Annotated in this window: 18 protein-coding genes, 2 tRNA genes and 2 rRNA genes (1 of these 22 running past the window's edge); 7 read left to right on the plus strand and 15 right to left on the minus strand. The window is 59.7% G+C overall.

What is annotated here, in order from left to right; genetic code table 11:
• The 5 genes from ACXAF5_RS01965 to ACXAF5_RS01985 all read left to right on the plus strand — a co-directional run.
• Positions 1-2178: ribosomal RNA gene (locus tag ACXAF5_RS01965) — 23S ribosomal RNA — on the plus strand (it extends 653 nt beyond the left edge of the window).
• Positions 2179-2417: 239 nt separating this feature from the next.
• A 5S ribosomal RNA gene (gene rrf, locus ACXAF5_RS01970) occupies positions 2418-2532 on the plus strand.
• A gap of 55 nt (positions 2533-2587) precedes the next feature.
• Positions 2588-2664: transfer RNA gene (locus ACXAF5_RS01975), tRNA-Met, on the plus strand.
• Between the two features lie 484 nt (positions 2665-3148).
• Positions 3149-4261, plus strand: coding sequence for an aminotransferase class I/II-fold pyridoxal phosphate-dependent enzyme (locus ACXAF5_RS01980; protein ID WP_474945341.1), 1113 nt, complete (start codon positions 3149-3151; stop codon positions 4259-4261).
• Between the two features lie 56 nt (positions 4262-4317).
• Positions 4318-4926 carry an acyltransferase gene (locus tag ACXAF5_RS01985; protein WP_474945342.1) on the plus strand — a complete coding sequence of 203 codons (609 nt, stop codon included), beginning with the start codon at positions 4318-4320 and terminating at the stop codon, positions 4924-4926.
• A 581-nt stretch (positions 4927-5507) separates the two neighbouring features.
• Here ACXAF5_RS01985 and ACXAF5_RS01990 read toward each other — a convergent pair.
• The 8 genes from ACXAF5_RS01990 to murA all read right to left on the minus strand — a co-directional run bounded on the left by ACXAF5_RS01990 (position 5508) and on the right by murA (position 11387).
• Positions 5508-6107: a GNAT family N-acetyltransferase gene (locus tag ACXAF5_RS01990; RefSeq protein ID WP_474945343.1), complete on the minus strand. Its 600-nt coding sequence runs from the start codon at positions 6105-6107 to the stop codon at positions 5508-5510.
• Complete coding sequence (locus tag ACXAF5_RS01995) at positions 6107-6502, minus strand: ketosteroid isomerase-related protein (RefSeq protein ID WP_474945344.1); 396 nt, start codon at positions 6500-6502, stop codon at positions 6107-6109. Before ACXAF5_RS01995 ends, ACXAF5_RS01990 begins: the two co-directional genes overlap by 1 nt.
• Positions 6503-6958 carry an arsenate-mycothiol transferase ArsC gene (locus ACXAF5_RS02000; RefSeq protein WP_239325634.1) on the minus strand — a complete coding sequence of 152 codons (456 nt, stop codon included), beginning with the start codon at positions 6956-6958 and terminating at the stop codon, positions 6503-6505.
• A gap of 3 nt (positions 6959-6961) precedes the next feature.
• Positions 6962-7441: a UPF0262 family protein gene (locus ACXAF5_RS02005; protein WP_239325636.1), complete on the minus strand. Its 480-nt coding sequence runs from the start codon at positions 7439-7441 to the stop codon at positions 6962-6964.
• A 281-nt stretch (positions 7442-7722) separates the two neighbouring features.
• Positions 7723-9027: a histidinol dehydrogenase gene (gene hisD, locus ACXAF5_RS02010; protein ID WP_474945345.1), complete on the minus strand. Its 1305-nt coding sequence runs from the start codon at positions 9025-9027 to the stop codon at positions 7723-7725.
• Between the two features lie 73 nt (positions 9028-9100).
• Positions 9101-9643, minus strand: coding sequence for an N-acetyltransferase family protein (locus ACXAF5_RS02015; protein WP_474945346.1), 543 nt, complete (start codon positions 9641-9643; stop codon positions 9101-9103).
• Entirely contained in the window at positions 9640-10116 is a 477-nt protein-coding gene (locus ACXAF5_RS02020; protein ID WP_474945347.1) for a DUF2948 family protein, read from the minus strand. The genes ACXAF5_RS02015 and ACXAF5_RS02020 overlap by 4 nt, the downstream gene beginning before the upstream one ends.
• On the minus strand, positions 10116-11387 hold the full coding sequence (gene murA, locus ACXAF5_RS02025) for a UDP-N-acetylglucosamine 1-carboxyvinyltransferase (protein ID WP_474945348.1): 1272 nt from the start codon (positions 11385-11387) through the stop codon (positions 10116-10118). The genes ACXAF5_RS02020 and murA overlap by 1 nt, the downstream gene beginning before the upstream one ends.
• 244 nt (positions 11388-11631) lie before the next feature.
• On the opposite strand from murA, the gene ACXAF5_RS02030 reads away from it, so the two are divergent.
• Both ACXAF5_RS02030 and ACXAF5_RS02035 read left to right on the plus strand, forming a co-directional pair.
• Positions 11632-11706 (plus strand) — tRNA-Thr (locus ACXAF5_RS02030).
• Between the two features lie 132 nt (positions 11707-11838).
• Positions 11839-14214 (plus strand): methyl-accepting chemotaxis protein, encoded by a 2376-nt coding sequence (locus ACXAF5_RS02035; protein ID WP_474945349.1) that lies wholly within the window; start codon positions 11839-11841, stop codon positions 14212-14214.
• 27 nt (positions 14215-14241) lie between these two features.
• On the opposite strand, the gene betI is transcribed toward ACXAF5_RS02035, so the two are convergent.
• The 7 genes from betI to ACXAF5_RS02070 form a co-directional block, all read right to left on the minus strand.
• Positions 14242-14823, minus strand: a complete 582-nt coding sequence (betI, locus tag ACXAF5_RS02040) for a choline-binding transcriptional repressor BetI (RefSeq protein ID WP_474945350.1) — start codon at positions 14821-14823, stop codon at positions 14242-14244.
• 103 nt (positions 14824-14926) lie between these two features.
• Positions 14927-16441 (minus strand): choline-sulfatase, encoded by a 1515-nt coding sequence (gene betC, locus ACXAF5_RS02045; protein WP_474945352.1) that lies wholly within the window; start codon positions 16439-16441, stop codon positions 14927-14929.
• Positions 16442-16605: 164 nt separating this feature from the next.
• On the minus strand, positions 16606-17601 hold the full coding sequence (locus ACXAF5_RS02050; protein WP_474945353.1) for an ABC transporter ATP-binding protein: 996 nt from the start codon (positions 17599-17601) through the stop codon (positions 16606-16608).
• The gene (locus tag ACXAF5_RS02055) at positions 17598-18632 is read right to left on the minus strand and encodes a Gfo/Idh/MocA family protein (RefSeq protein ID WP_474945354.1); all 1035 of its coding nucleotides are present in this window, start codon (positions 18630-18632) and stop codon (positions 17598-17600) included. The genes ACXAF5_RS02050 and ACXAF5_RS02055 overlap by 4 nt, the downstream gene beginning before the upstream one ends.
• Positions 18633-18792: 160 nt before the next feature.
• Positions 18793-19632 (minus strand): carbohydrate ABC transporter permease, encoded by an 840-nt coding sequence (locus ACXAF5_RS02060; protein ID WP_009175934.1) that lies wholly within the window; start codon positions 19630-19632, stop codon positions 18793-18795.
• 12 nt (positions 19633-19644) lie between these two features.
• On the minus strand, positions 19645-20559 hold the full coding sequence (locus ACXAF5_RS02065; RefSeq protein WP_474945355.1) for a carbohydrate ABC transporter permease: 915 nt from the start codon (positions 20557-20559) through the stop codon (positions 19645-19647).
• A gap of 84 nt (positions 20560-20643) precedes the next feature.
• Positions 20644-21897 (minus strand): ABC transporter substrate-binding protein, encoded by a 1254-nt coding sequence (locus tag ACXAF5_RS02070; RefSeq protein ID WP_474945356.1) that lies wholly within the window; start codon positions 21895-21897, stop codon positions 20644-20646.
• Positions 21898-21935: the final 38 nt, after the last annotated feature.

Raw genomic sequence — 21935 nt, forward strand, 5'->3', positions numbered from 1 at the left:
GAAAGCGAGTCTTAATAGGGCGCATGAGTTCGTGGGATCAGACCCGAAACCGAGTGATCTAGGCATGACCAGGATGAAGGTGCGGTAACACGCACTGGAGGTCCGAACCCACACCTGTTGAAAAAGGTCGGGATGAGTTGTGCCTAGGGGTGAAAGGCCAATCAAACTCGGAGATAGCTGGTTCTCTGCGAAATCTATTTAGGTAGAGCGTCATCCGAATACCCCGGGGGGTAGAGCACTGGATGGGTAATGGGGCCCCACAGGCTTACTGATCCTAACCAAACTCCGAATACCCGGGAGTACTAGATGGCAGACACACTGCGGATGCTAACGTCCGTAGTGGAGAGGGAAACAACCCTGACCTCCGGCTAAGGCCCCTAATTCATGGCTAAGTGGGAAAGCAGGTGGGATGTCCAAAACAACCAGGAGGTTGGCTTAGAAGCAGCCATCCTTTAAAGATAGCGTAACAGCTCACTGGTCTAAATAAGACGTCCTGCGGCGAAGATGTAACGGGGCTCAAGCCATGAGCCGAAGCCGAGGATGCACATAGTGCATGGTAGCAGAGCGTAGTGTGACATAGAACAGCTCCTCCTTAACGCCTTCGGGCGTATTGGAGGAACAGTTCTTTCGATGAAGCGGGCGCGTGAGCGATCCCGTGGAGAGATCACTAGCGAGAATGATGACATGAGTAGCGACAAAGAGTGTGAGAGACACTCTCGCCGAAAGTCCAAGGGTTCCTGCTTAAAGCTAATCTGAGCAGGGTAAGCCGGCCCCTAAGCCGAGGCCGAAAGGCGTAGGCGATGGGAACCAGGTTAATATTCCTGGGCCAGGAGGATGTGACGGATTGCGAAGGTAGTTTGCTCTTATCGGATTGAGCAGGCTGCTGAGCAGTCCCTGGAAATAGCCCTCCATCAGACCGTACCCTAAACCGACACAGGTGGACTGGTAGAGAATACCAAGGCGCTTGAGAGAACGATGTTGAAGGAACTCGGCAAAATACCTCCGTAAGTTCGCGAGAAGGAGGCCCGGGTTCAAGGCAACTTGGATCCGGGGGCACAAACCAGGGGGTGGCGACTGTTTATTAAAAACACAGGGCTCTGCGAAGTCGCAAGACGACGTATAGGGTCTGACGCCTGCCCGGTGCCTGAAGGTTAAAAGGAGGGGTGAGAGCTCCGAATTGAAGCCCAGGTAAACGGCGGCCGTAACTATAACGGTCCTAAGGTAGCGAAATTCCTTGTCGGGTAAGTTCCGACCTGCACGAATGGCGTAACGACTTCCCCGCTGTCTCCAACATCGACTCAGCGAAATTGAATTGCCTGTCAAGATGCAGGCTTCCCGCGGTTAGACGGAAAGACCCCGTGCACCTTTACTACAGCTTCGCACTGGCATCAGGATTGTGATGTGCAGGATAGGTGGTAGGCATCGAAACTGAAACGCAAGTATCAGTGGAGCCAACCTTGAGATACCACCCTTCGCACTCTTGATGTCTAACCGCGGTCCCTCAACGGGATCCGGGACCCTGCGTGGCGGGTAGTTTGACTGGGGCGGTCGCCTCCTAAAGCGTAACGGAGGCGCGCGAAGGTGGGCTCAGAGCGGTCGGAAATCGCTCGTTGAGTGCAATGGCAAAAGCCTGCCTGACTGCGAGACTGACAAGTCGAGCAGAGACGAAAGTCGGCCATAGTGATCCGGTGGTCCCGAGTGGAAGGGCCATCGCTCAACGGATAAAAGGTACGCCGGGGATAACAGGCTGATACTGCCCAAGAGTCCATATCGACGGCAGTGTTTGGCACCTCGATGTCGGCTCATCTCATCCTGGGGCTGGAGCAGGTCCCAAGGGTACGGCTGTTCGCCGTTTAAAGAGGTACGTGAGCTGGGTTTAGAACGTCGTGAGACAGTTCGGTCCCTATCTGCCGTGGGTGTAGGATACTTGAGAGGAGTTGCCCCTAGTACGAGAGGACCGGGGTGAACGATCCACTGGTGGACCTGTTATCGTGCCAACGGTAGTGCAGGGTAGCTATGATCGGAAAGGATAACCGCTGAAGGCATCTAAGCGGGAAGCCCCCCTCAAAACAAGGTATCCCTGAGGGCCGTGGAAGACCACCACGTCAATAGGCCGGAGATGTAAGCGCTGCAAGGCGTTCAGTTGACCGGTACTAATCGCCCGATTGGCTTGATCTGATCCAGTAAAAGACAGCCAAAACCAAAAACGCATACAATAAACTTGGACAACACGTTGATGATAAAATCGTCAACCCGTTGATCTCCTGAAAAGGACGATCAACACGTTGATGATCTCGATCCTGGAGTGCGCCATAAACCGGCAAGCCATCCGGAGGCTTACGAGACTTGATACTCAAGTCTCTCACAGCCGACCGAATAACCTCCTCAGGATCGAAGATTATGGGATGATTATTCGGTTTGGTGGCCAGAGCACAAGCGAAACACCCGGTCCCTTCCCGAACCCGGAAGTTAAGCGCTGTTGCGCCGATGGTACTGCGTCTTAAGGCGTGGGAGAGTAGGGCACCGCCAAACCTAATAATCACCCCAAAAACAAAATCCTCTCTAAACAAAACACAAAAACAAACACCGCGGGATGGAGCAGCCAGGTAGCTCGTCAGGCTCATAACCTGAAGGTCGTAGGTTCAAATCCTACTCCCGCAACCAAACATACATATAAATATAAAGACGTTACAGCCGCCCAATGGGCGGCTTCTTTAGTTCGCGACCGCCTCAACCCCCAAAACACAGCGACAGAATAAGCCCGGCCGAATGCCGCCGGAAACCCGCGGCACAGGTCGATTGCCGAATTGTATAAAATCACGCCGGAAGCGGTGGTCAATTCGAGTTGAATCACCTTCAAGCTGCGGACATTTCAGCGGAGTACGTTAAAAGGACATGGGCATCCAGCCGAAGGTGAGATCGTCCAATTGAACGGTTCAAGTCTTTTTAACCAACTCTGCGTTAAGTTTGCTATGGCCAAGGAGAAACTTGGCTAACTCTGGGCCAGTCGCCCAGCGAGAGCGAGACATAGCTGATGACGCGAAAGATAATCCGCACAGAGACCGATCTGGCCGTAAATGGAGCGCCCCCTGCGCTAGAGCACCCAACCCATGTCGGGCGCCCAAATATCGCCGACCGGGACAAGTTCATGTGGTATGTCGATGATATTCTGGAGCGGAACTGGCTGACGAACAATGGCCCGCTGGTGTGTGAACTGGAGCGCAGGATCGCCGAATATCTAGGCGTCCGGCACTGTGTAGCCATGTGTAACGGAACCATCGCGCTGGAGGTGGCAATTCGCGCGGTTGGAATGTCTGGCCAGGTGATCGTTCCCTCCTACACCTTTGTTGCCACCGCGCACGCCGTATCCTGGCAAGGGTTGCACCCGGTTTTTGCTGACGTTCGTCGGCAGGATCATTGCATCGACCCCGAGGCCGTGCGCAGGGCGATCACGCCGCGCACAACCGGAATCGTTGCCACGCACCTCTGGGGCGGAACCTGCGACATTGCCGCGTTGCAAGAGATTGCACATGAGCATGGCCTGAAGCTTGTCTTTGATGCGGCGCATGCCTTTGGCTGTTCATATAATGGTCAGCGTATCGGCGGCTTTGGCGACGCCGAGGTCTTCAGTTTCCATGCCACCAAGTTTTTTAACACGATAGAGGGCGGGGCGGTCACCACCAATGATGACGCGCTTGCAGATCAGCTCCGCCTGATGCGCAACTTTGGATTTGCCGGTCAGGATAAGGTGATCCACCCAGGAACCAACGGCAAAATGACGGAAGTGAACGCCGCAATGGGATTGGTCAATCTGGATGCCGTGGACGCCGTCATGGCCACCAATAAGGCACGTCACGCTGCATATTCGAATGCGCTGGAGAGTATTGCCGGGCTCCGGTTGACCCCGGTTACGCCAGATGAAGAGCGCAATCACCAGTATGTGGTGCTGGAGGTCGACGCCAGCTTTCCCCGCACCCGGGATGAGGTCCTGGATGCGCTCACTGCAGAAAACATCCTTGCGCGTAAGTACTTCTGGCCGGGCTGCCATCGCATGGAGCCATATCGCTCACTGCAGCCCAACGCCGGGCGCTCTTTGCCGGTTACGGAGGATCTTGCCGAACGGGTGATTGTTTTGCCCACCGGTCCGAATATGCCACGCGAGGCGATCAGCGTGGTGCGTGAGGTATGCCAGGTGTTGTCAGGGCAGGTCATTGGCCGGACATCGCCCTATGTGAGTCCACAGATGCGGAGCGTGTCATGAACTGGGATAGTCATGGGCGCGGCAGTTCCCGGTTTAGATTGGCAGGATGAAGAACTGTGACAAAGGCCAACCCATTTAATCCAGGATTCTACTCTTCCAGTGAACTCCAAGGTATGGGGTTCAAACATGTTGGTCAGGATGTACAGATCGCCAAAAACTGCACGATCCTTGGTCTGGAAAACATCTCTATCGGAGACAATGTACGCATAGATGGTGGGGCCACCCTGGCTTGTGCAACCGGCGACCTTACCATCGGCAGTTACATCCACATCGGAGGGTACTGCCACCTCACGTGCTCCGGCGGTATCAGGTTGGGCGACTTCAGCGGGCTGTCTCAGGGCGTGCGCATCTATTCTGTGAGTGACGACTACTCCGGAGACTGCCTCACCAACCCGACAGTCCCACGTGCTTTCCTGAATGTCACAACCGCAGCTGTCGACATCGGAAAACATGTTATCATTGGCTCAGGAAGCGTCGTGCTGCCTGGTGCATCAATCGGCGACGGCGCATCCGTTGGTGCGCTGTCTTTGGTCAACAAGCCCTTGGAACCTTGGGGGGTTTACTGCGGTGCACCTGCACGCAGGCTAAAAGCACGCAGCAAGGCCTTGCTGCAGCAGGAAGAAGAGCTTTTGCAAGCAAGAGGGCGCGCGCTGCCGGTTCTGTAGAGGCAATCAGGCGCTTCGGCATTCAGGCAAAGACCGGAAGATCAAACAGGCCTCCTTAGGCCTAAGGGGGGACGCAATAACTGACGCCGTCTGCCCGGTGCGCTGAACACATCACAATGTCAGAATGACACATATATCCCTACCGGGGCAAGAGATCGACCTCTGCATTTTCGAAACTGATCCTCAGAACGGTCTTGTCAACGGCCATCCCTGTATCAGCGAAGCTGACTTTCTTGACCTGGATTGTGATGAGAGCTTCTACCACATTGCCATAGGAACAACGGTGGCGCGCAGAGACATTCACCAGCGTGTTCAGGGCGGGAATTGTACGCTATTTGCCAGTTTTGCTCTGACGTCTATCATATATGACGCCAATACCATCTGCGCTGGGACTGTGGTTGGTATGGGGGCGGTCGTCACCAAGAGCGTGCCCCCGAATACGACAGTTGTCGGAAATCCGGCAGCAGAGTTGAAACGTCGGACCTGAAATGTTGACTGCCAGACCACGGCGAGCCTGGTCTGGCGGGCTTCGAGGCACATCTCGGGATCTGGAGTGTCGCGACTTGACGCGCGGGCGAGGGTTATGCGCGCGCCGGCAGGTCTCGTATCCAGAATTGCAGATCCTTTTTTGTCTCGTCGGCCTGATCTATGTCTTTCCAGGAGAATTCCGCCCTGACGCCGGGCAGGGGCACGTATCCGCGTTTCTGCCAGAATGGATCAAGCGGCGCATAGTTGCGTGGGCGCAGCGGATGGGTGTCGGGGCGCAGGACGCTACAGAACGCCGATTTGGAAAACCCGAGCGCGAGAGCATGCGCCTCGCGCAGGTCAAAGAACCCATGCCCTGCGCCCTGACCACGATAGGCCGGAAGCAGAACCGACTCTGCGCAATAGAAGATCTCCCTCAGATCCAGCCCGCTGCCTGCAAAAGCGGCGGCAAAGTCATCCGCGTGATCGGTCAAGGGGGTTCCGGTTGCCGCTCCGACCAGGCGATCCCCATCAAATGCGCCGACAACCACCGCGCCTGCGCTGTCGCGATAGCTCTGCAGGTACTCACGTTCGTAAGCGAGATCGCCATCATAGAGATAGGGCCAGGCGCGAAACACCTCGATCCGCAGGCGCGCCACATCGTCCAGCGCGGCTGCAAGTGCCGCGCCGGTCAGGGTCTCAATCCGCAGGACCATCAGGCAGAGACCTGTTTGATCCAGTCAGAGAGGTTGTAATAGGTGGTGACGCGGGTGATGAGGCCGTTGCGCAGGTCAAAAAATGATCCCGCGGGCAGTTTGTAGGTTTGCTGATGCGCCTCCGGCAGGCCCTCGTCTGTCTGCAAATAGGTGCCATTTACGGAGTATTCCGCTGCCGCCCGTGTCGCGTCCGGGGTGGCAAAGATGACCATGTCGGTCAGCTTTTCACGGTAGCAGTGGCTCATATGCGCGCAGAACTCGGCGAATTTTTCCTTGCCGACGCGGATATTCCCCTCGTTGACGTGATGGGCCACATCATCGGCGAGGCAGGCAAGCATGCCATCGGTGTCACCGGCGTTGAAGGCGTTGAAGTAGCGCGCGATCGTGTCGTTCATTTATGTCTCCGTCGGATTGCCCCAGCGTGCAATCAGCCGCTCGAGGATCTGGTCTCGGGTTTGCCTGTAGCTCTCTAACTTGGCATTCCGTGACTCGCCGAGCCCAGTTGGGTCCATAATTGGCCAATATTCGACATCGAGGTGAAAAAAACGGGTGAGTTCCAGCGCGCGGCGCTGGCTCGCCGGCGAAAGCGCAATCACCAGATCATACGAAGAGATGTCATCGCCCCACTGCTCCATCTCGTCAAAGGAGCGCGAGCGATGCCGGGACAGTTCCACGTCGATCTCCTGACAGACTGCGATGCAAAACCCGTCAATCTCCAGGTCGTTCTTGACCCCGGCGGATTGCACATAGGTTCCGGTGCCATAGAGTTTTTTCATGATCCCCTCGGCCATCGGGGATCTGACCGCGTTGTGGTCACAGCAGAACAAAATGGACTGCGGCAGCTCCGTCACGCATCAGCCTCCGAAGTGCAGAACGCAGATCAGGGTGAACAGGCGACGGGCGGTATCCGTATCCACCTCCGCCTTGCCTTCAAGGCGTTCCTGCAGGACGCGGCTGCCTTCGTTGTGAATGCCCCGGCGGGCCATATCGATGGTCTCGATCTGGCTCGGAGGCAGGGTTTTGACGGCGGTGAAGTAGCTTTCGCAGATCTGGTAGTAATCCTTGACCACCTGACGAAACGGCGACAGCGACAGGTGGAACTCCGCCGCCTTGTCGCCGCCTTCGGTCTGGACGTCAAACACCAGACGCTTTTCGCGGATCGACAATGCGAGGTGATAGGGCCCCTCCGGCGTGTCGCGCTCTTCGCGGTTGGGCAGCACAAAGCTATTGTCCTCGATCAAATCGAATATCGCGACTTTGCGTTCCTGCTCGATCTCCGGCGTTGGCGGCGGCAGGTTGCGATCGTCTAGTTCAATTTGGCTGATCCGGCTCATGGCTCTGGTCCCAGTACTGTCTCCCTTCATGACCTAGCGGATCGCTTCCCGTCGCACAATCGCGCGGAGGGGCTGACCCTGCGCAATCATTTCGCAAGTGTGACGTCATCGCTGCGTTAATTCAGGCGGGGAAGAGCAAAAGGCGTGCTGTCGCGCCTTGGCGTCAATATTCTGTTAACCCTGAGTGGGTTTCATAGTGACATGCTCGAAACTCAAGGGTTTCGGCCAGCAACAGGCTCAGCGCGGCGGAGGGCAGCCCTCCGCGCTGAGCCTTAGCTGTTTTATTGGTTGAGTGCCTCAAGCCGCGCTAGCACCGACAATCCATGCGCTTCGAGGCTTTCGCTCTCTGCAAGCGTCGCAGCCGCGGGGCCGATCGCGCGCAGCGCATCCGGAGTCATCTGGCTGAGCGTGGTGCGCTTGATGAAATCCATCACCGACAGGCCGGAGGAAAACCGGGCGGAACGGGCGGTGGGCAGGACGTGGTTGGGGCCGCCGACATAGTCGCCGATAGCCTCTGGAGTATACTGCCCCATAAAGATCGCACCGGCGTGGATGGTTTTCTCGCTCAGATCTTGGGGATCGGCGACGCACAGCTCCAGATGCTCCGGTGCAATCCGGTTGGACAGCGCGGCCGCCTCATCCAGATCCCGCACCACGATGACGGCACCAAAATCGCGCCAGCTCGCCCCCGCGATGGCGCGGCGATCCAGCGTCTCCAGCCGTTTGTCCACCGCAGCCGCGACGGCCTTGCCGAAGTCTGCATCATCCGTGATCAGAATGGATTGTGCGCTCTCGTCATGCTCCGCCTGGCTCAGGAGGTCGAGCGCGATCCAGTCGGGGTTGTTGTCCTTGTCGGCAATCACAAGGATTTCCGAAGGCCCCGCAATCATATCGATGCCCACTTTACCGAACACACGGCGCTTGGCCGCCGCGACAAAGGCATTGCCGGGGCCGGTGATCTTGTCGACAGGCGCGATGGTTTTGGTGCCATAGGCCAGCGCGGCCACGGCCTGCGCGCCCCCCACGCGGTAGATTTCGTCCACGCCAGAGATGCGGCAGGCCAACAGAACCAGCGGATTGATTTGCCCGTCCGGGGTCGGCACGGTCACCGCAAGGCGCGCGACACCTGCGACCTTGGCCGGAATGGCGTTCATCAACACGGACGACGGGTAGCTTGCCAGACCTCCGGGCACATAGAGCCCCGCCGCAGACACCGCCGACCAGCGCCAGCCCAGCGTTGCACCGCTCGCATCGGTCCAGGTCTTGTTCTCGGGCATCTGCTCGGCATGATAGGCGCGAATGCGGTCTGCCGCGAGTTCGAGTGCGCTGCGTTCCTCGTCTGATACAGTTGCGATGGCCGCATCGACCTCCGCAGCCGAGATCCGCAGCGCGTTTGCATCCTTGAGGGCGAGCCGGTCGAATTTTTCCGTCAATTCCAGCAGCGCGGCATCCCCCCGGTGGCGCACGTCAGCAATGATATCTGCAACAATTGCGTCCACATCCGGGCTGTCCTCACGCTTTGCGCCCAGCAGCGCGGTGAAGGACTGTTCGAAGTCGGCATCGGAAGAGGTCAGAAATACGGGCATTACGGCACTCCTTTGTGCGGAGCCTTACCCTGCCTGTGCGTCTGCCTCAAGTTTGATTGGCAGCAGGTTGAATTCAGTCAACAGCGGCGCGCGCCATTTGCGCAATCCGTTCGGGGTCAATGGCCGCATCCAGCATTCGGATCATGAGAAGATCGTGGCGTGCTTCGCCGTCGAGTATCACCGATCGTGGGCGCATCCCAAAAGGCACAAAACCGCAAGCGCGATAAAGCCTGATCGCTGCTGCATTCTGTTGATCTACGCACAGCTCCATCTGTTTCAGATCCAGTGATTGCGCGTGTTGAATGACTGCAGACATGAGTGCGCGCGCAATGCCCTTGCCTTGATATTCCGGAGCGACATAGAGCGGGCCGAGATCACACGTGTGGCGCAATCGCTCCGGCCCACCCTGGTGGATCTTTGCAAATCCCGCAAGTTCCGTTCCGATAAAGGCTCCCCAGTACTGCCCCGCCTCGCATCCGGTTGCCAATGCGGCATCAGAGGTTGCGCGCGCTTCTGCGGGCGTCAGCAGGAACGCGCTTGGGAAGCGCTCAAGCCCATCCAGCCACAGGCGGCGAAGGGCGACGACATCCCCCTTCGAGAGTGCGCGTGGCTTCATGTATCGTGCTGTGGCATGTGTTTGGACGGTGCGCGGTAGGGGCGTGTCACGTCCTTGAGCGTGACCTCAAGTGCCTCCACGGACAGGCGGATCGCTCCGTCCCCCGCGAGCGTCAGCAACAGATGCCCGGCGCCATCTTCGCCCGGCTCAAAAGTAACCGACAGCACCGACAGGATCATGTCCTTCTCGGTGCGATCAATCCCCTGAGAGGCCACGTTCAGGACGTTTTCGGCAACCAGCACAGATTGTACCCGCTCATAGGCACGCCCGCGACGCTCGGCTGCGACGCGGTCTTCCCAGCGAAACCGGTTCAAGAGAATGGCGAAGCGGCGCGCAGAGGCGCGCCAGCTCATTTCCGTGACAGGAAACACGGCATCCTGAACAAGCGAGGAGATGACCTCAAGATCCTCAGCCTCATAGGCGCCGAGGTTCAGGGGGCGTTCGCGGCCGTCTTCAAAGCTGGCATCGGACATCAGTCTTCCTTGATGCGTTCGATCTTGGCGCCAACAGCAGAGAGCTTGCGCACCACATGTTCATAGCCGCGATCCAGGTGATAGACCCGGCTGACGCGCGTCTCGCCTTCTGCCGCCAGCCCTGCAAGGATCAGCGACACGGAGGCGCGCAGATCCGTCGCCATCACGGGCGCACCCTTGAGGCGCTCAACGCCGGTGACCTTGGCGGTGCCGCCATGGACATCGATCTGTGCCCCCATCCGCATCAGCTCCGGGGCGTGCATAAAGCGGTTCTCGAAGATCTTTTCTTCCAGCACCGATTCACCCTCGGCGGTGCACATCAATGCCATCATCTGCGCCTGGAGGTCGGTCGGAAAGCCGGGGAAGGGCTCCGTGACCACATCGACGGCTTTGACGCGGCCGGATTTATGGCTCACTTTCAGGCCCGCATCGGTTTCCGAGATCTCCACGCCGGCCTCTTCGAGCTTGGCGCAGAAGGCCCCCAAAAGATTGCGCCGACCGCCCAGCAGTTCCACCTCGCCGCCGCAGATCGCGGGCGCCAACATATAAGTGCCCAGTTCAATCCGGTCGGTGACCACCGGGTGCGTTGCCCCGTTCAGCCGATCAACGCCCTGAATGGTAATGGTGCTGGTGCCGTGGCCCTCGATCTGGGCGCCCATCTTGATGAGGCATTCGGCCAGGTCGATGATTTCGGGTTCCCGAGCGGCATTCTTCAGAACCGTGGTCCCCTTGGCCAGGGTCGCGGCCAGCAGCGCGTTTTCGGTCGCCCCGACCGAGACGATGGGGAAGTCGACGGTGCCGCCCTTGAGCCGCCCACCGGGGGCCTTGGCGTGCACGTAGCCATCACGCAGATCCATTTCCGCGCCAAGCGCTTCGAGTGCCTTGAGGTGCAGATCAACGGGGCGCGCGCCAATTGCACAGCCGCCCGGCAGTGAGACGACCGCGTGACCTTCACGCGCCAGCATCGGCCCCAGCACGAGGATCGAAGCGCGCATCTTGCGCACGATATCGTAATGCGCCGTGTGATTGTCGAGACCATGGCTCGACATCGCCAACACCTGGCCCTCCTGCAACGCGGACACCTCAGCGCCCAGCGATTGCAGCAGTGCGGTCATGGTGCGGATGTCGCTGAGGCGTGGCGCGTTGGTCAGCGTCAGCGGGTCTTCGCTCAACAATGTGGCCGGCATCAGCGTCAGGCACGCGTTCTTGGCCCCGGCAATCGGAATCACTCCGTTCAGCGGGCCGTTGCCAGTTACCAGAATCGAATCCATCTGCTCTATCCTTTTGCGTCGCCCGGGGCGTCGTCTTTTTGTGCGGACCGTGCCTTGGCTTGCGCCTTGCGCCGGGCCATATTCGCTTTCAGGGCCGCTTTCAGGCGGTCCTCGCGAGCGGCCTCGGATCGGTTGCCGGAGGGTTTCTTTTTGTCTGCCATAGAGAGTGTCTAACTTAGTCCAAAAAAACCGTCCAGATCCTCTTGCGCTCTTCAGCGAATATGCATAGAAGCCCCTTCACGGCGCTGCTGTAGCTCAGAGGTAGAGCACTCCCTTGGTAAGGGAGAGGTCGAGAGTTCAATTCTCTCCAGCAGCACCATTTTCCAGCATTTTGCGCCAAGCAACCAACCACACCATCAGTGTTAAGCGTTGCTCAAGCAATTTTCGGCAAGCTTTCCTGCGTTCGGCGATCTGCGCCGTGATTCCAATTGTTGGAAAAGGAATGCGCCTGATGCCCGTGTTTAGCCGCCTCTGGAAAACCACTGCGATGAGTCTCAAGTTGCCGGTGATCATCGCGATCCCGGCTATTGTCCTGTTGCTTGCGGCGGGCAGCGTTGTCACGTTTCGGGCGGTCACGGAGTTCGGCAATGAGCGCAAGGCGGCGTATGAGACCCTGCTGCGCGAACGTTCAAACGCGTTGGAAACCTGGCTGGACGATGTCGCAGCCGAGGTCAGTGCGCTAGCTTTGAACGGATCAGTCGCGCTTGGGGTCAAGGACTTCGGCCGCGGGTGGATGCCGGTCAAGGACGAAGAGCCCGGCGACTATCTGCGCCGTCTATACCTGGATGAGAACCCGCATCCGGTTGGTCAGAAAGACGAATTGCTAAGCGCGGGCGACAAATCTGTCTGGACCCTGCGCCACAAGAAATACCACGAGGGATTTCGCGCCTATCAGCGGGCGCGCGGCTTTTATGACATGTTCCTGTTCGATCCGAGTGGGAACATGATCTACTCGGTGTTCAAGGAAGACGACTTTGCCACCAACTTTGTCGACGGGCCGTACAAGGACAGCGGCTTGGGGGAAGCCTTTCGGGCCGCGGTCGATCTGGAGGCCGGGCAGGTCTATATGACCCGGCTGTCACCCTATGCGCCAAGTCAGGACGCCCCCGCGATTTTTGTGGCTGCGCCGGTCTACAATGGCATGTCGGTCTTTGGTGTTGTGGCGGTGCAGGTTCCGATCAATCGTCTCAACGAGATTTTGGCGCAGTCGGATCTTCTGGGTGAAACCGGGCTTGTCTATACCGTGGCGTCTGATGGGTCCGCGACATCCTCTTCGCCGCATGAGGAAGGGCATCGCGTTTTTGACCAGTTGGCCTCGACCGCAGCGATATCGGCCGCCCTCGGTGGTGAACGCCAGTATTTTGAACATACAACAGGCCTGGAAGGTGGGGATGTCATTGCGGTGACGGACAGCATCCAGGTGCCCAACGGGGAAACCTGGGGCATCGTGCTGGAAATCGACCACGCCGAAGCCTCTGCCAACAGTGCAGAACTGGTGCGCAACTCCCTGATTACCGCTGTGGTCGTGTCGATCGGCGTACTGCTGTTCTCCTGGCTTGCGGCGCGCACAGTGACGGGACGTGTGCAAGTTCTGAGCGAAGACATGGGGGCGGTGGCGGATCGTCAATATGATACCGATGTGCGGGGCACGGACTACCGTGACGAGATCGGCGGGATTGCCCGCGCGCTGGAAGTCTTCCGCGGCGATCTCAAATCTGCCGAACTGGCCGAGCAGGATCGCATGCGCAAGCAGGAAGAGCAGAACCTCGTTGTGAGCGCGTTGAGCCGCGGCCTGGTGCAGCTTGCCAAGGGGGATCTGACACATGAGATCTCCGAGCCATTCCCGGAGCCGCACGAGCATTTGCGGCAGGATTTCAACACTGCGATCTCCCAACTGAGAACGCTGGTCACAGATGTGGTCGAGGCCGCGCAGAGCATTCGCAACGGTGCCTCGGAAATCAGTACCTCCTCGGGGGACCTCTCACAGCGGACCGAGGCACAGGCGGCCACGTTGGAGCAAACGGTCGCCGCGCTTGATGAATTGACGGCCAGCGTCAAATCCTCGGCCGATGGGGCGCAGAGTGTCGAAACCATCGTCAAGGAAGCGCGGGCGGAGGCCGAATCGAGCGGCACAGTGGTGCAGAATGCGGTGTCGGCGATGTCCGAGATCGAACAGTCCTCGCAGCAAATCGGCCAGATCATTTCCGTGATCGATGACATTGCCTTCCAGACCAATCTACTGGCGTTGAATGCGGGGGTGGAAGCCGCGCGCGCCGGTGAGGCCGGTCGCGGGTTTGCTGTCGTGGCCAGCGAAGTTCAGTCCCTCGCACAACGATCAGCGGGGGCGGCGAGCGAGATCAAGACGTTGATCGGAAACTCTGGCGAACATGTTGAGCGTGGCGTTGATCTGGTCGGCAAGGCCGGCGCGGCGCTGTCCAGCATCGTCGAGCGGGTGACCCATATTTCCACCTTGGTGTCGGAGATTGCCGAGGGTGCTGCGGAGCAGTCCACCGGGATCTCTGAAATCAATACCGGGATGACGCAACTGGATCAGGTGACCCAGCAGAATGCCGCCATGGTCGAACAAGCCACCGCAGCCAGCCAGCTGCTGAATGGCGATGCCGACAACCTCGCCGCTCTGGTGACCCGGTTCGAGACCGGCTCTGCTCACTCCGCCGCGGCACCGGCGGCCCCGAGCACGTCTGAGAGGCAAGATGCCGGACCGGCGGCAACGGCGCATGGAGAGGACTGGCACGACATCACGCCGGTGGCGGCGCAGGCCGCCACGGATGGAAATGCCGCCAAGGCGCTTTGGGACGACTTCTGATCCGCACAAGCGCGCGGTGCAGATGGATCAGCCCGGTTGAGACTGGTCCAGAAACACCGCAAGGGCATGGGAGACCGTGCCAAAGGCCGCGTCACTGCGCGCCCCGTCCGTCAGCGCTGCGCGCAAATAGACCCCATCGATCAGCGCCGCCAGGGTGTCGGCCACCCGCTCGGCGTCGGGGCTCAGTTTGCGGAGGTCAAACAGCAGATTGCTTCTCAGGCGGCGCTGGTAGACTTGCATCAGATGAGAGGCGTCCGATTTCGACTGCGCAAGGGCGTAGAAGCTGAGCCAGGCAGAGGTCTTGCGCGGATCAAATACATGTGGCGCAAAGTTTGCACGCAGGATGGCCTCCAGGCGGGCACGTGGCCCTTCGGCGTCGTGCAGGCCGGCCCGAACCTTGGTGGAAAATTCCGACAGGATGTGCCGCATGGCGGCGATCAGCATCTGTTCCTTGCTGCCGAAATAATGATGTGCAAGGCCGCTGCTCATGCCGGCCCGACGCGCGATCTGCGCAACCGTCACGTCGAGAGAGCGGGTCTCGCCAATCTCGTCGATCACGGCCGATACCAGCGCCGCCCGGCGCTTGGGCTCCATCCCCAGTTTGGGCATTGCTCTCTCCTGTCTTGCGCCCCTTGGCTCATGGCAAGCAGGGGGAGGCGGGTCAACTGAATTCGCCGGCCCGCTGATCGCAGGCCGGCCTGAGGGAAGTGTACTACTCGCCCCGGGGGAACCGCGCCTGTTCCTCGACGATGTTGAGATCCATGTGGTTTCGCATGTATCGCTCAGAGGCCTTTTGCAGCGGCTGGTAATCCCAGGGGAAATAGCCGCCCTGGCGCAGGGCCTCGTAGACCACCCAGCGGCGGGCCTGGCTGGCGCGCACCTCGGCGTCGAAACGGTCCAGATCCCAGCGCGCGGCGGCGATCGCCTTCAGCGCCGCATAGCCCTCGGCATGGGCGGGATCCCCGGCCAGGTTGGTCAGCTCGTGCGGGTCGGCCTCCAGATCGAACAGCTGATCGGGGTCCAGCGCGCAGAGGTTGAGCTTGTAGCGCCCCTGCCGCAGCGACACCATCGGCGCATAGGAGGCCTCGGCGGCGTATTCCATCGCCACCGGGCTCTGCCGCTCTGCGCCCTGGCCCAGCGGCACCACGCTCTCGCCCGCGGTCCAGGGCATCACCTCGTCCATGCTGACCCCGGCCAGATCGCAGAGCGTCGGGCAGACATCGATGTTGGAAACCGGATCGGTGACCAGCCCCGGCGCCATCTGCGGCGCCGACACCATCATCGGCACCCGCGACGAGCCCTCGTAAAAGCTCATCTTGAACCACAGCCCGCGCTCGCCCAGCATGTCGCCGTGATCGGCCACAAACAGGATGATGGTGTCCTGATCCTGACGGGTGCCGCGCAGCGCCTCCATCACCTCGCCGATCTTGTCGTCGAGATAGGAGATATTGCCGAAGTAGGCCCGGCGGGAGCGGCGCACGTCCTCTTCGGAAATGTCGAAGTTGCGCCAGTCGTTGGCGTCGAAGATCCGTTTGGAATGGGCGTCCTGATTGTCATAGCCCAGATCGCCCACCTCGGGCAGCAGATGGTCGCAGTCCTCGTAGAGATCCCAGTATTTCCTGCGGGTCACATAGGGGTCATGCGGGTGGGTGAAGCTGACGGTGAGGCACCAGGGCCGGTCGTCCTTGCCGCGCGCCAGATCATAGATCTTCTGGGTGGCGTGAAAGGCGACCTCGTCGTCGAATTCCATCTGGTTGGAGATCTCGGCCACCCCGGCGCCGGTGACCGAGCCCATGTTGTGATACCACCAGTCGATGCGCTCGCCCGGTTTGCGATAGTCGGGCGTCCAGCCGAAATCGGGCGGGTAGATGTCGGTGGTGAGCCGGTCCTCAAAGCCGTGCAGCTGGTCGGGGCCGACGAAATGCATCTTGCCGGAGAGGCAGGTGTAATAGCCGGCGCGGCGCAGGTGGTGGGCGTAGGTCGGGATCGAGGAGGCGAATTCGGCGGCATTGTCATAGACGCCGGTGGCGGAGGGCAGCTGTCCGGACATGAAGCTGGCCCGCCCCGGCGCGCAGAGGGGGCTGGCGGTGTAGCAGTTGCGGAACCGGGTCGAGCGCTCCGCCAGCGCCTTCATGTTCGGCGCGTGCAGCCAGTCTGCCGGACCATCCGGAAACAGCGTCCCGTTCAACTGGTCAACCATGAATATCAATATGTTAGGCGATGTCATAAGCACTGTCCCTCACGTCGGTGCGCCGGGTCGATAGGTGAGAGCCGAATCGAGCGCCGGGTAGCTGTGCGCTAGGAGTAGTGCGTTATTGACGCGTCAGACAATAAAAAAATCGTCGCGGCTCACGGCCTCTGCGCGCCCGGGTCGGCGCGCAGAGGGGCAGGTCAGGACAGCCGCGCACCGGTGCTGTCAAAGAGGTAGGATTTGCCCGCCGAGATACTCAGATTCAGGCTTTGGCCGGAACGGATCGCGTGCTGGCCGAACAGGCGCACGGTGATCTGGTGGCCGTTGCAGTCGGCAATGACGTTGGTGTCGCCGCCCAGATGCTCCACATGTTTGGTGGTGATCTGGAGCGGGCCTGCGTCATCCAGCATGAGGTCTTCGGGGCGCACCCCCAGCGTGTTGGGGTTGCCGTCCTCCAGCAGGGCAGCGGGGAGGAAGTTCATCGCCGGAGAGCCAAGGAAGCCTGCCACAAACTGATTGGCCGGGTTGTTATACAGCTCCATCGGAGAGCCGATCTGTTCGACGCGGCCATCGCGCAGCACCACGATTTTATCCGCAAGCGTCATCGCCTCGGTCTGGTCGTGGGTGACGTAGACCATCGTTGCGCCCAGTTGTTCATGGAGATTGGCGATCTCCAACCGGGTGTTCATCCGCAGCGCCGCATCGAGGTTCGAAAGTGGCTCATCGAACAAGAACAGTTTGGGGTGGCGCACAATGGCGCGGCCAATGGCAACCCGCTGGCGCTGCCCGCCCGAGAGTTCCGACGGGAAGCGGTCGAGATAATCGCCAAGGCTCAGCATGCGGCTGGCTTCGGCCACGCGTTCCTCGATGGTTTCCTTGCTTTCCTTGGCCTGTTTCAGGGCCAAGGACATATTGCCCCGCACATTGAGGTGCGGATAAAGCGCGTAGGATTGAAATACCATGGCGATGCCGCGCTTGGAGGGCGGCGTCTGGTTGACCACATTGCCTGCGATGCAGACCTCGCCAGAGGTCACATCCTCAAGTCCCGCGATGGTGCGCAGGAGGGTGGATTTGCCACAGCCCGACGGGCCGACAAAGACGACAAACTCGCCCTCGTTCACCTCGATGTTGATGTCCTTGAGGACATGCACGTTGCCGAAGGATTTGTTCACATTGGTCAGGGTCAGCGCGGTCATGGCGTTACCTCTTTCAGTTTGACAGGGGCGCCGGTGCGGACGCTTTCATCCGCCGCAAGGCAGATGGCCAGCGACTGGACGGCGTCTCGTGCGTGGCGGGAGAGGTCGAGATCCTCACGGATGGCGCGCAGCATGTAGGCCTGCTCCGCGTCGCAAAGCTCCTGATGGCCGGGTTCGTCGGGCAGGTCGATCAGCTGGTCGCCCTCGGGGCGGTGCACCAGCAGCCCGCCGACGCGGGTGTGGCCGTCCACATCCGAGGAGCCGGATTTGTCGGCCTCGGTGATTGAGACGGAGCCTTTGGGAGAGATCACATCTTTGACGAAGAAGGCGGTCTCCGACATCATCGGCCCCCAGCCCGCCTCATACCAGCCGACAGAGCCATCATCGAATGTGACCTGAAACTGGCCGTAGTTATACATCTCGGGCGCGATCTCGTCCGAGAGGCGCAGGCCCATGGCGTTGACCTGAACAGGTTTTGCATCGGTGATCTGGCACCAGACATCCACGTAATGCACGCCGCAATCGACGATGGGCGCGGTGGTCTGCATCAGCGCCTTGTGGGTGTCCCACTCAGCGCCCTTGCTTTGTTGGTTGAGGTTCATACGGAACACGTAAGGTCCGCCAAGTGCGCGGGATTCTTCAATCAGTCGCACCCAAGAGGGGTGGTGGCGCAGGATATAGCCTACCACGAGCTTGCGTCCTGTCGCCTCGGCGGTGGCGACCACCCGGCGGGCGTCCTTCACCGTGGTGGCGAGGGGTTTTTCGACAAACACATGCGCGCCTGCCTCCATCGCGGCCACGGCATAGTCGGCGTGGCTGTCAGAGTAGGTGGCCACGACCACCAGATCCGGTTTTGTGTCCTCGAGGGCTGCGTGAAAGTCGGTGAAGACCGGATAGCCCTGAAGGTTGGGGTGGTCGACCTGGCCTGAGCGATTGACGAGGCCGACAATCTCGGCGTTGTCCTGTTTGTGATGCGCGAGCGCGTGGGAGAGGCCCATGTTTCCGAGGCCAGCGATCAGAACACGGGTCATGATGTGGCTCCTTTGCGGTTTGGGTCTTCAGACCGGGGCGTTTGCGGCCCGGTCAGCGCCGTGCCGGAGGCATACTTCCAGCATGACCCGCCCCCCCGGGCGGGCGCTTCACGCCCTCCCGCGGCCGGGCACTGACCTTCTGTGGTGAGAAGAAAAACCATCATTTCACCGCCCCCGACGTGATGCCGCGAATGAGCTGGCGGGAGAAGATCACATAGAGGATCAGCACCGGCAGGATCGCCATCGACAGCGCCGACAGAACCGCGTTCCAGTCGGTCACGAACTGGCCGATGAACACCTGACTGCCAAGCGTCAGCGTCTTGGTTTCCTCGGCCGGGGCGAGGATCAGCGGGAACCACAGGTCGTTCCAGATCGGGATCATGTTGAACACCGCCACGGTGGCCAGCGCAGGCCGCACCAAAGGCAGAACCAGCTTGAAGAAGATGGTGAATTCGCTGAGCCCATCGATACGCCCGGCGTTTTTCAGATCGTCGCTCACCTGTCGCATAAATTCATTCAGGATGAAGACCGCGAGCGGCAGGCCTTGCGCCGTATATACAAGGATCAGCGCCCAGAGCGTGTTCACAAGGCCGGTGGAGACCATCATTTCAAGGATCGCCACGGTGCCGATGCGGATCGGGATCATGATCCCGAGCGCCAGATACAGCCCCATCAGCATATTGCCGCGAAAGCGATATTCGCTGAGCGCAAAGGCGGCCATGGCGCCAAACAGCAGGATCAGCGTGAGCGAGCCGACGGTGACGATGAAGGAGTTCTGAAAGTAGAGGAAGAAATCCCCCTGTTTCATCACCGTCTGATAGCCCACGAGGGAAAAGCTGTCCGCATCCGGCAGGGCCAGCGGTTCACGGAAGATCTTTTTGCGGGTCTTGAAGCTGTTGATCAGGATCACAAAGACCGGAAACAGCGCAATCAAGGTGTAGATGATCAGCGCGCCATGCATTGCAGCCGTGTTGATCGGGTTGGAGCGTGCGGAACTCATGAGTGCCTCCCGTCAGAGCTGGTAGCGGCGCATCCGGGTCTGGATGCCGAAGAGATAAAGACAGACGCCCACAAGGATGATCGCAAACATCGCCCCTGCAATCGCGGACCCCATATGCGGATCGCCCAGTTGCAGCTGGAAGCCAAAGAACGTCCGATACATGAAGGTGCCTAAGATGTCGGTGGAGAAATCAGGCCCTGCCAGCGCGCCTTGGGAGGCGTAGATCAGGTCGAAGGCGTTGAAGTTGCCCACAAATGTCAGGATCGAGATGATCCCGATCGAGGGCAGGATCAGCGGCAGTTTGATCTTCCAGAAGGCGGCCATGCCGGTGACGCCGTCAATCTCGCCCGCCTCGAGCATTTCTTCGGGGATCGACAAGAGTGCGGCATAGATCAGCATCATCGGGATGCCGACGAATTGCCATACGGAGATCAGCGCCAGCGTGGTGAGGGCGTATTCTTCCTTGCCAAGCCAGGGCGCAAAGAGTGATTTCAGACCCACCGCATCCAGCATCGAAGGCGCGATGCCCCAGATTGGCGACAGGATCAGCTTCCACGCAAAGCCCACGATCACAAAGCTCAGGATCGTCGGGATGAAGATTGCGGAGCGATAGAGTGCCGCAAAGCGCAGGCGTGGGTGGCTCAGCAGGGCTGCGAGCGCGATCCCGATGGGGTTCTGCACCAGCATGTGAACGAGGAAGAACCAGAAGTTATTTCCCAGAGCGTTCCAGAATTGCTCCGACCAGATCGGATCAAAGAAGAGCGTGCGGAAATTCTCCAGCCCCACATAGACGCGCTCCTGATCGACCTCCTGAAAGAGGGCGAGGCGCAGCGTATTGAAGAGGGGGAAGATCATAACCGAGGTGTAGATCAGCACGGCAGGGGCCAGAAAAATGGCGATATGCCAGCGGATGCGGGGCTTTTGCATGGGAACCTCCGGTCCAGGTCCCGGACGCGCGGAATGGCGCGTCCGGAAGTGTTACAACAGTGGTCTTCGTGTCGTTTCGGGGACTTACTGTTGCGGTTCGTACCAGCTCTCAAGACCGGACTGGAGCTTTGCGCCCAGAGCTTCGGGGGTCTCGGTGCCTTTGATCGCTGCGGCGGATGCGCCCCAGGTCTCGTTTTCGAGGTTCGGCGTGCCGCGCGACAGGATCTGGTAGGTGGAGCGGATGGTGCTTTCGCACTCGCCACGCCAGCTGACGAATTCCTTCGCAAGCGGGTCGTCCAGTTCAACCGGAGCATTGGACAGCGGGAAGAAGCCCGGCAGCGCGTTGCCGAAGATGTCGGCAAACTCGGGCGAGGCCACCCATGTCAGGAACGCCTTGGCGGCTTCGGGGTGCTCGGTCGAGGCGTTCATGCCGATCCCGATGTCGGTGTGATCCGAGATGTAGCAGGTGTCGCCTGCGGATTTGACCGGAGCCTTGAAGGCACCCATCTCGAAATCAGCCTGCGTGTTGAAGCCGGAGATTTCCCAGCTGCCTGCCGGATAGATCGCCGCGCGGCCCAGTGTGAACAGGTTCTGGCTGTCGGGATAGGTCTGTGCCTCGTAGCCGTCGCCCAGATAATCCGCCCATTTGGCGAGGGTCGCATAAGGGGCAACCCACTGCTCGTCGGTCAGCTTCTGCTCGCCGTCGATCAGCGCCTTGCGGCCTTCTTCGCCTTTCCAGTAGTTCGGGCCGATGTTGTTATAGCCCATGGTGGCGGCTTCCCACTGGTCGTTGGTGCCCATCGCCATCGGGATATAGCTGCCGTCTTCCTTGATTTTCTCAAGCGCGGCAAAGAATTCGTCTTCGGTTTCGGGAACCTCAAGGCCGAGTTCTTCAAAGGCTTCTTTGTTGTAGATGAAGCCGTGGATCACAGAGGCCATCGGCACGCAGAAGCTCGCGGAGCCATCGTCGGTCTGCCACGCGGATTTCGCAACATCGGAGAAGTTGCTCATCGCGTCCATATCATCAAGCGCGGCAAGGTGGCCCGCCTCATAGAGCGCAAGGGAGGCGTCAAACGGGCGGCAGGTGATCAGATCACCGGCGGAGCCTGCGTCCAGCTTGGAGTTCAGAACCGCGTTATATTCGGTCGGCGCGCTGGGGGTGAATTTCACCTTGATGCCGGGGTGGGCCGCTTCAAACGCGGGGATGATCTTGTCCTGCCACAGGGTCAGGTCGTCGTTGCGCCAGCTTTCGACGGTGAGGGTGACGTCCTCGGCCAAAGCGGATGTGGCAACCAGAGCGGTGCCCGCAAGCGCGGCCAACATAAACTTACTTTTCATGGGTCTTCCTCCTATTGGAATGGATTTATTGTTGTTTT

Source organism: Epibacterium sp. ABV4_022, from assembly GCF_056159345.1.

Excerpts from the sequence above, each read along its gene's own strand:
- ACXAF5_RS01980 (WP_474945341.1), top strand. The coding sequence starts at position 3,149 with ATGTGGTATGTCGATGATATTCTGGAGCGGAACTGGCTGACGAACAAT.
- ACXAF5_RS01990 (WP_474945343.1), bottom strand. The coding sequence starts at position 6,107 with ATGGTCCTGCGGATTGAGACCCTGACCGGCGCGGCACTTGCAGCCGCG.
- ACXAF5_RS01995 (WP_474945344.1), bottom strand. The coding sequence starts at position 6,502 with ATGAACGACACGATCGCGCGCTACTTCAACGCCTTCAACGCCGGTGAC.
- ACXAF5_RS02005 (WP_239325636.1), bottom strand. The coding sequence starts at position 7,441 with ATGAGCCGGATCAGCCAAATTGAACTAGACGATCGCAACCTGCCGCCG.
- hisD (WP_474945345.1), bottom strand. The coding sequence starts at position 9,027 with ATGCCCGTATTTCTGACCTCTTCCGATGCCGACTTCGAACAGTCCTTC.
- ACXAF5_RS02015 (WP_474945346.1), bottom strand. The coding sequence starts at position 9,643 with ATGAAGCCACGCGCACTCTCGAAGGGGGATGTCGTCGCCCTTCGCCGC.
- ACXAF5_RS02020 (WP_474945347.1), bottom strand. The coding sequence starts at position 10,116 with ATGTCCGATGCCAGCTTTGAAGACGGCCGCGAACGCCCCCTGAACCTC.
- murA (WP_474945348.1), bottom strand. The coding sequence starts at position 11,387 with ATGGATTCGATTCTGGTAACTGGCAACGGCCCGCTGAACGGAGTGATT.
- ACXAF5_RS02035 (WP_474945349.1), top strand. The coding sequence starts at position 11,839 with ATGCCCGTGTTTAGCCGCCTCTGGAAAACCACTGCGATGAGTCTCAAG.
- betI (WP_474945350.1), bottom strand. The coding sequence starts at position 14,823 with ATGCCCAAACTGGGGATGGAGCCCAAGCGCCGGGCGGCGCTGGTATCG.
- betC (WP_474945352.1), bottom strand. The coding sequence starts at position 16,441 with ATGACATCGCCTAACATATTGATATTCATGGTTGACCAGTTGAACGGG.
- ACXAF5_RS02050 (WP_474945353.1), bottom strand. The coding sequence starts at position 17,601 with ATGACCGCGCTGACCCTGACCAATGTGAACAAATCCTTCGGCAACGTG.
- ACXAF5_RS02055 (WP_474945354.1), bottom strand. The coding sequence starts at position 18,632 with ATGACCCGTGTTCTGATCGCTGGCCTCGGAAACATGGGCCTCTCCCAC.
- ACXAF5_RS02060 (WP_009175934.1), bottom strand. The coding sequence starts at position 19,632 with ATGAGTTCCGCACGCTCCAACCCGATCAACACGGCTGCAATGCATGGC.
- ACXAF5_RS02065 (WP_474945355.1), bottom strand. The coding sequence starts at position 20,559 with ATGCAAAAGCCCCGCATCCGCTGGCATATCGCCATTTTTCTGGCCCCT.
- ACXAF5_RS02070 (WP_474945356.1), bottom strand. The coding sequence starts at position 21,897 with ATGAAAAGTAAGTTTATGTTGGCCGCGCTTGCGGGCACCGCTCTGGTT.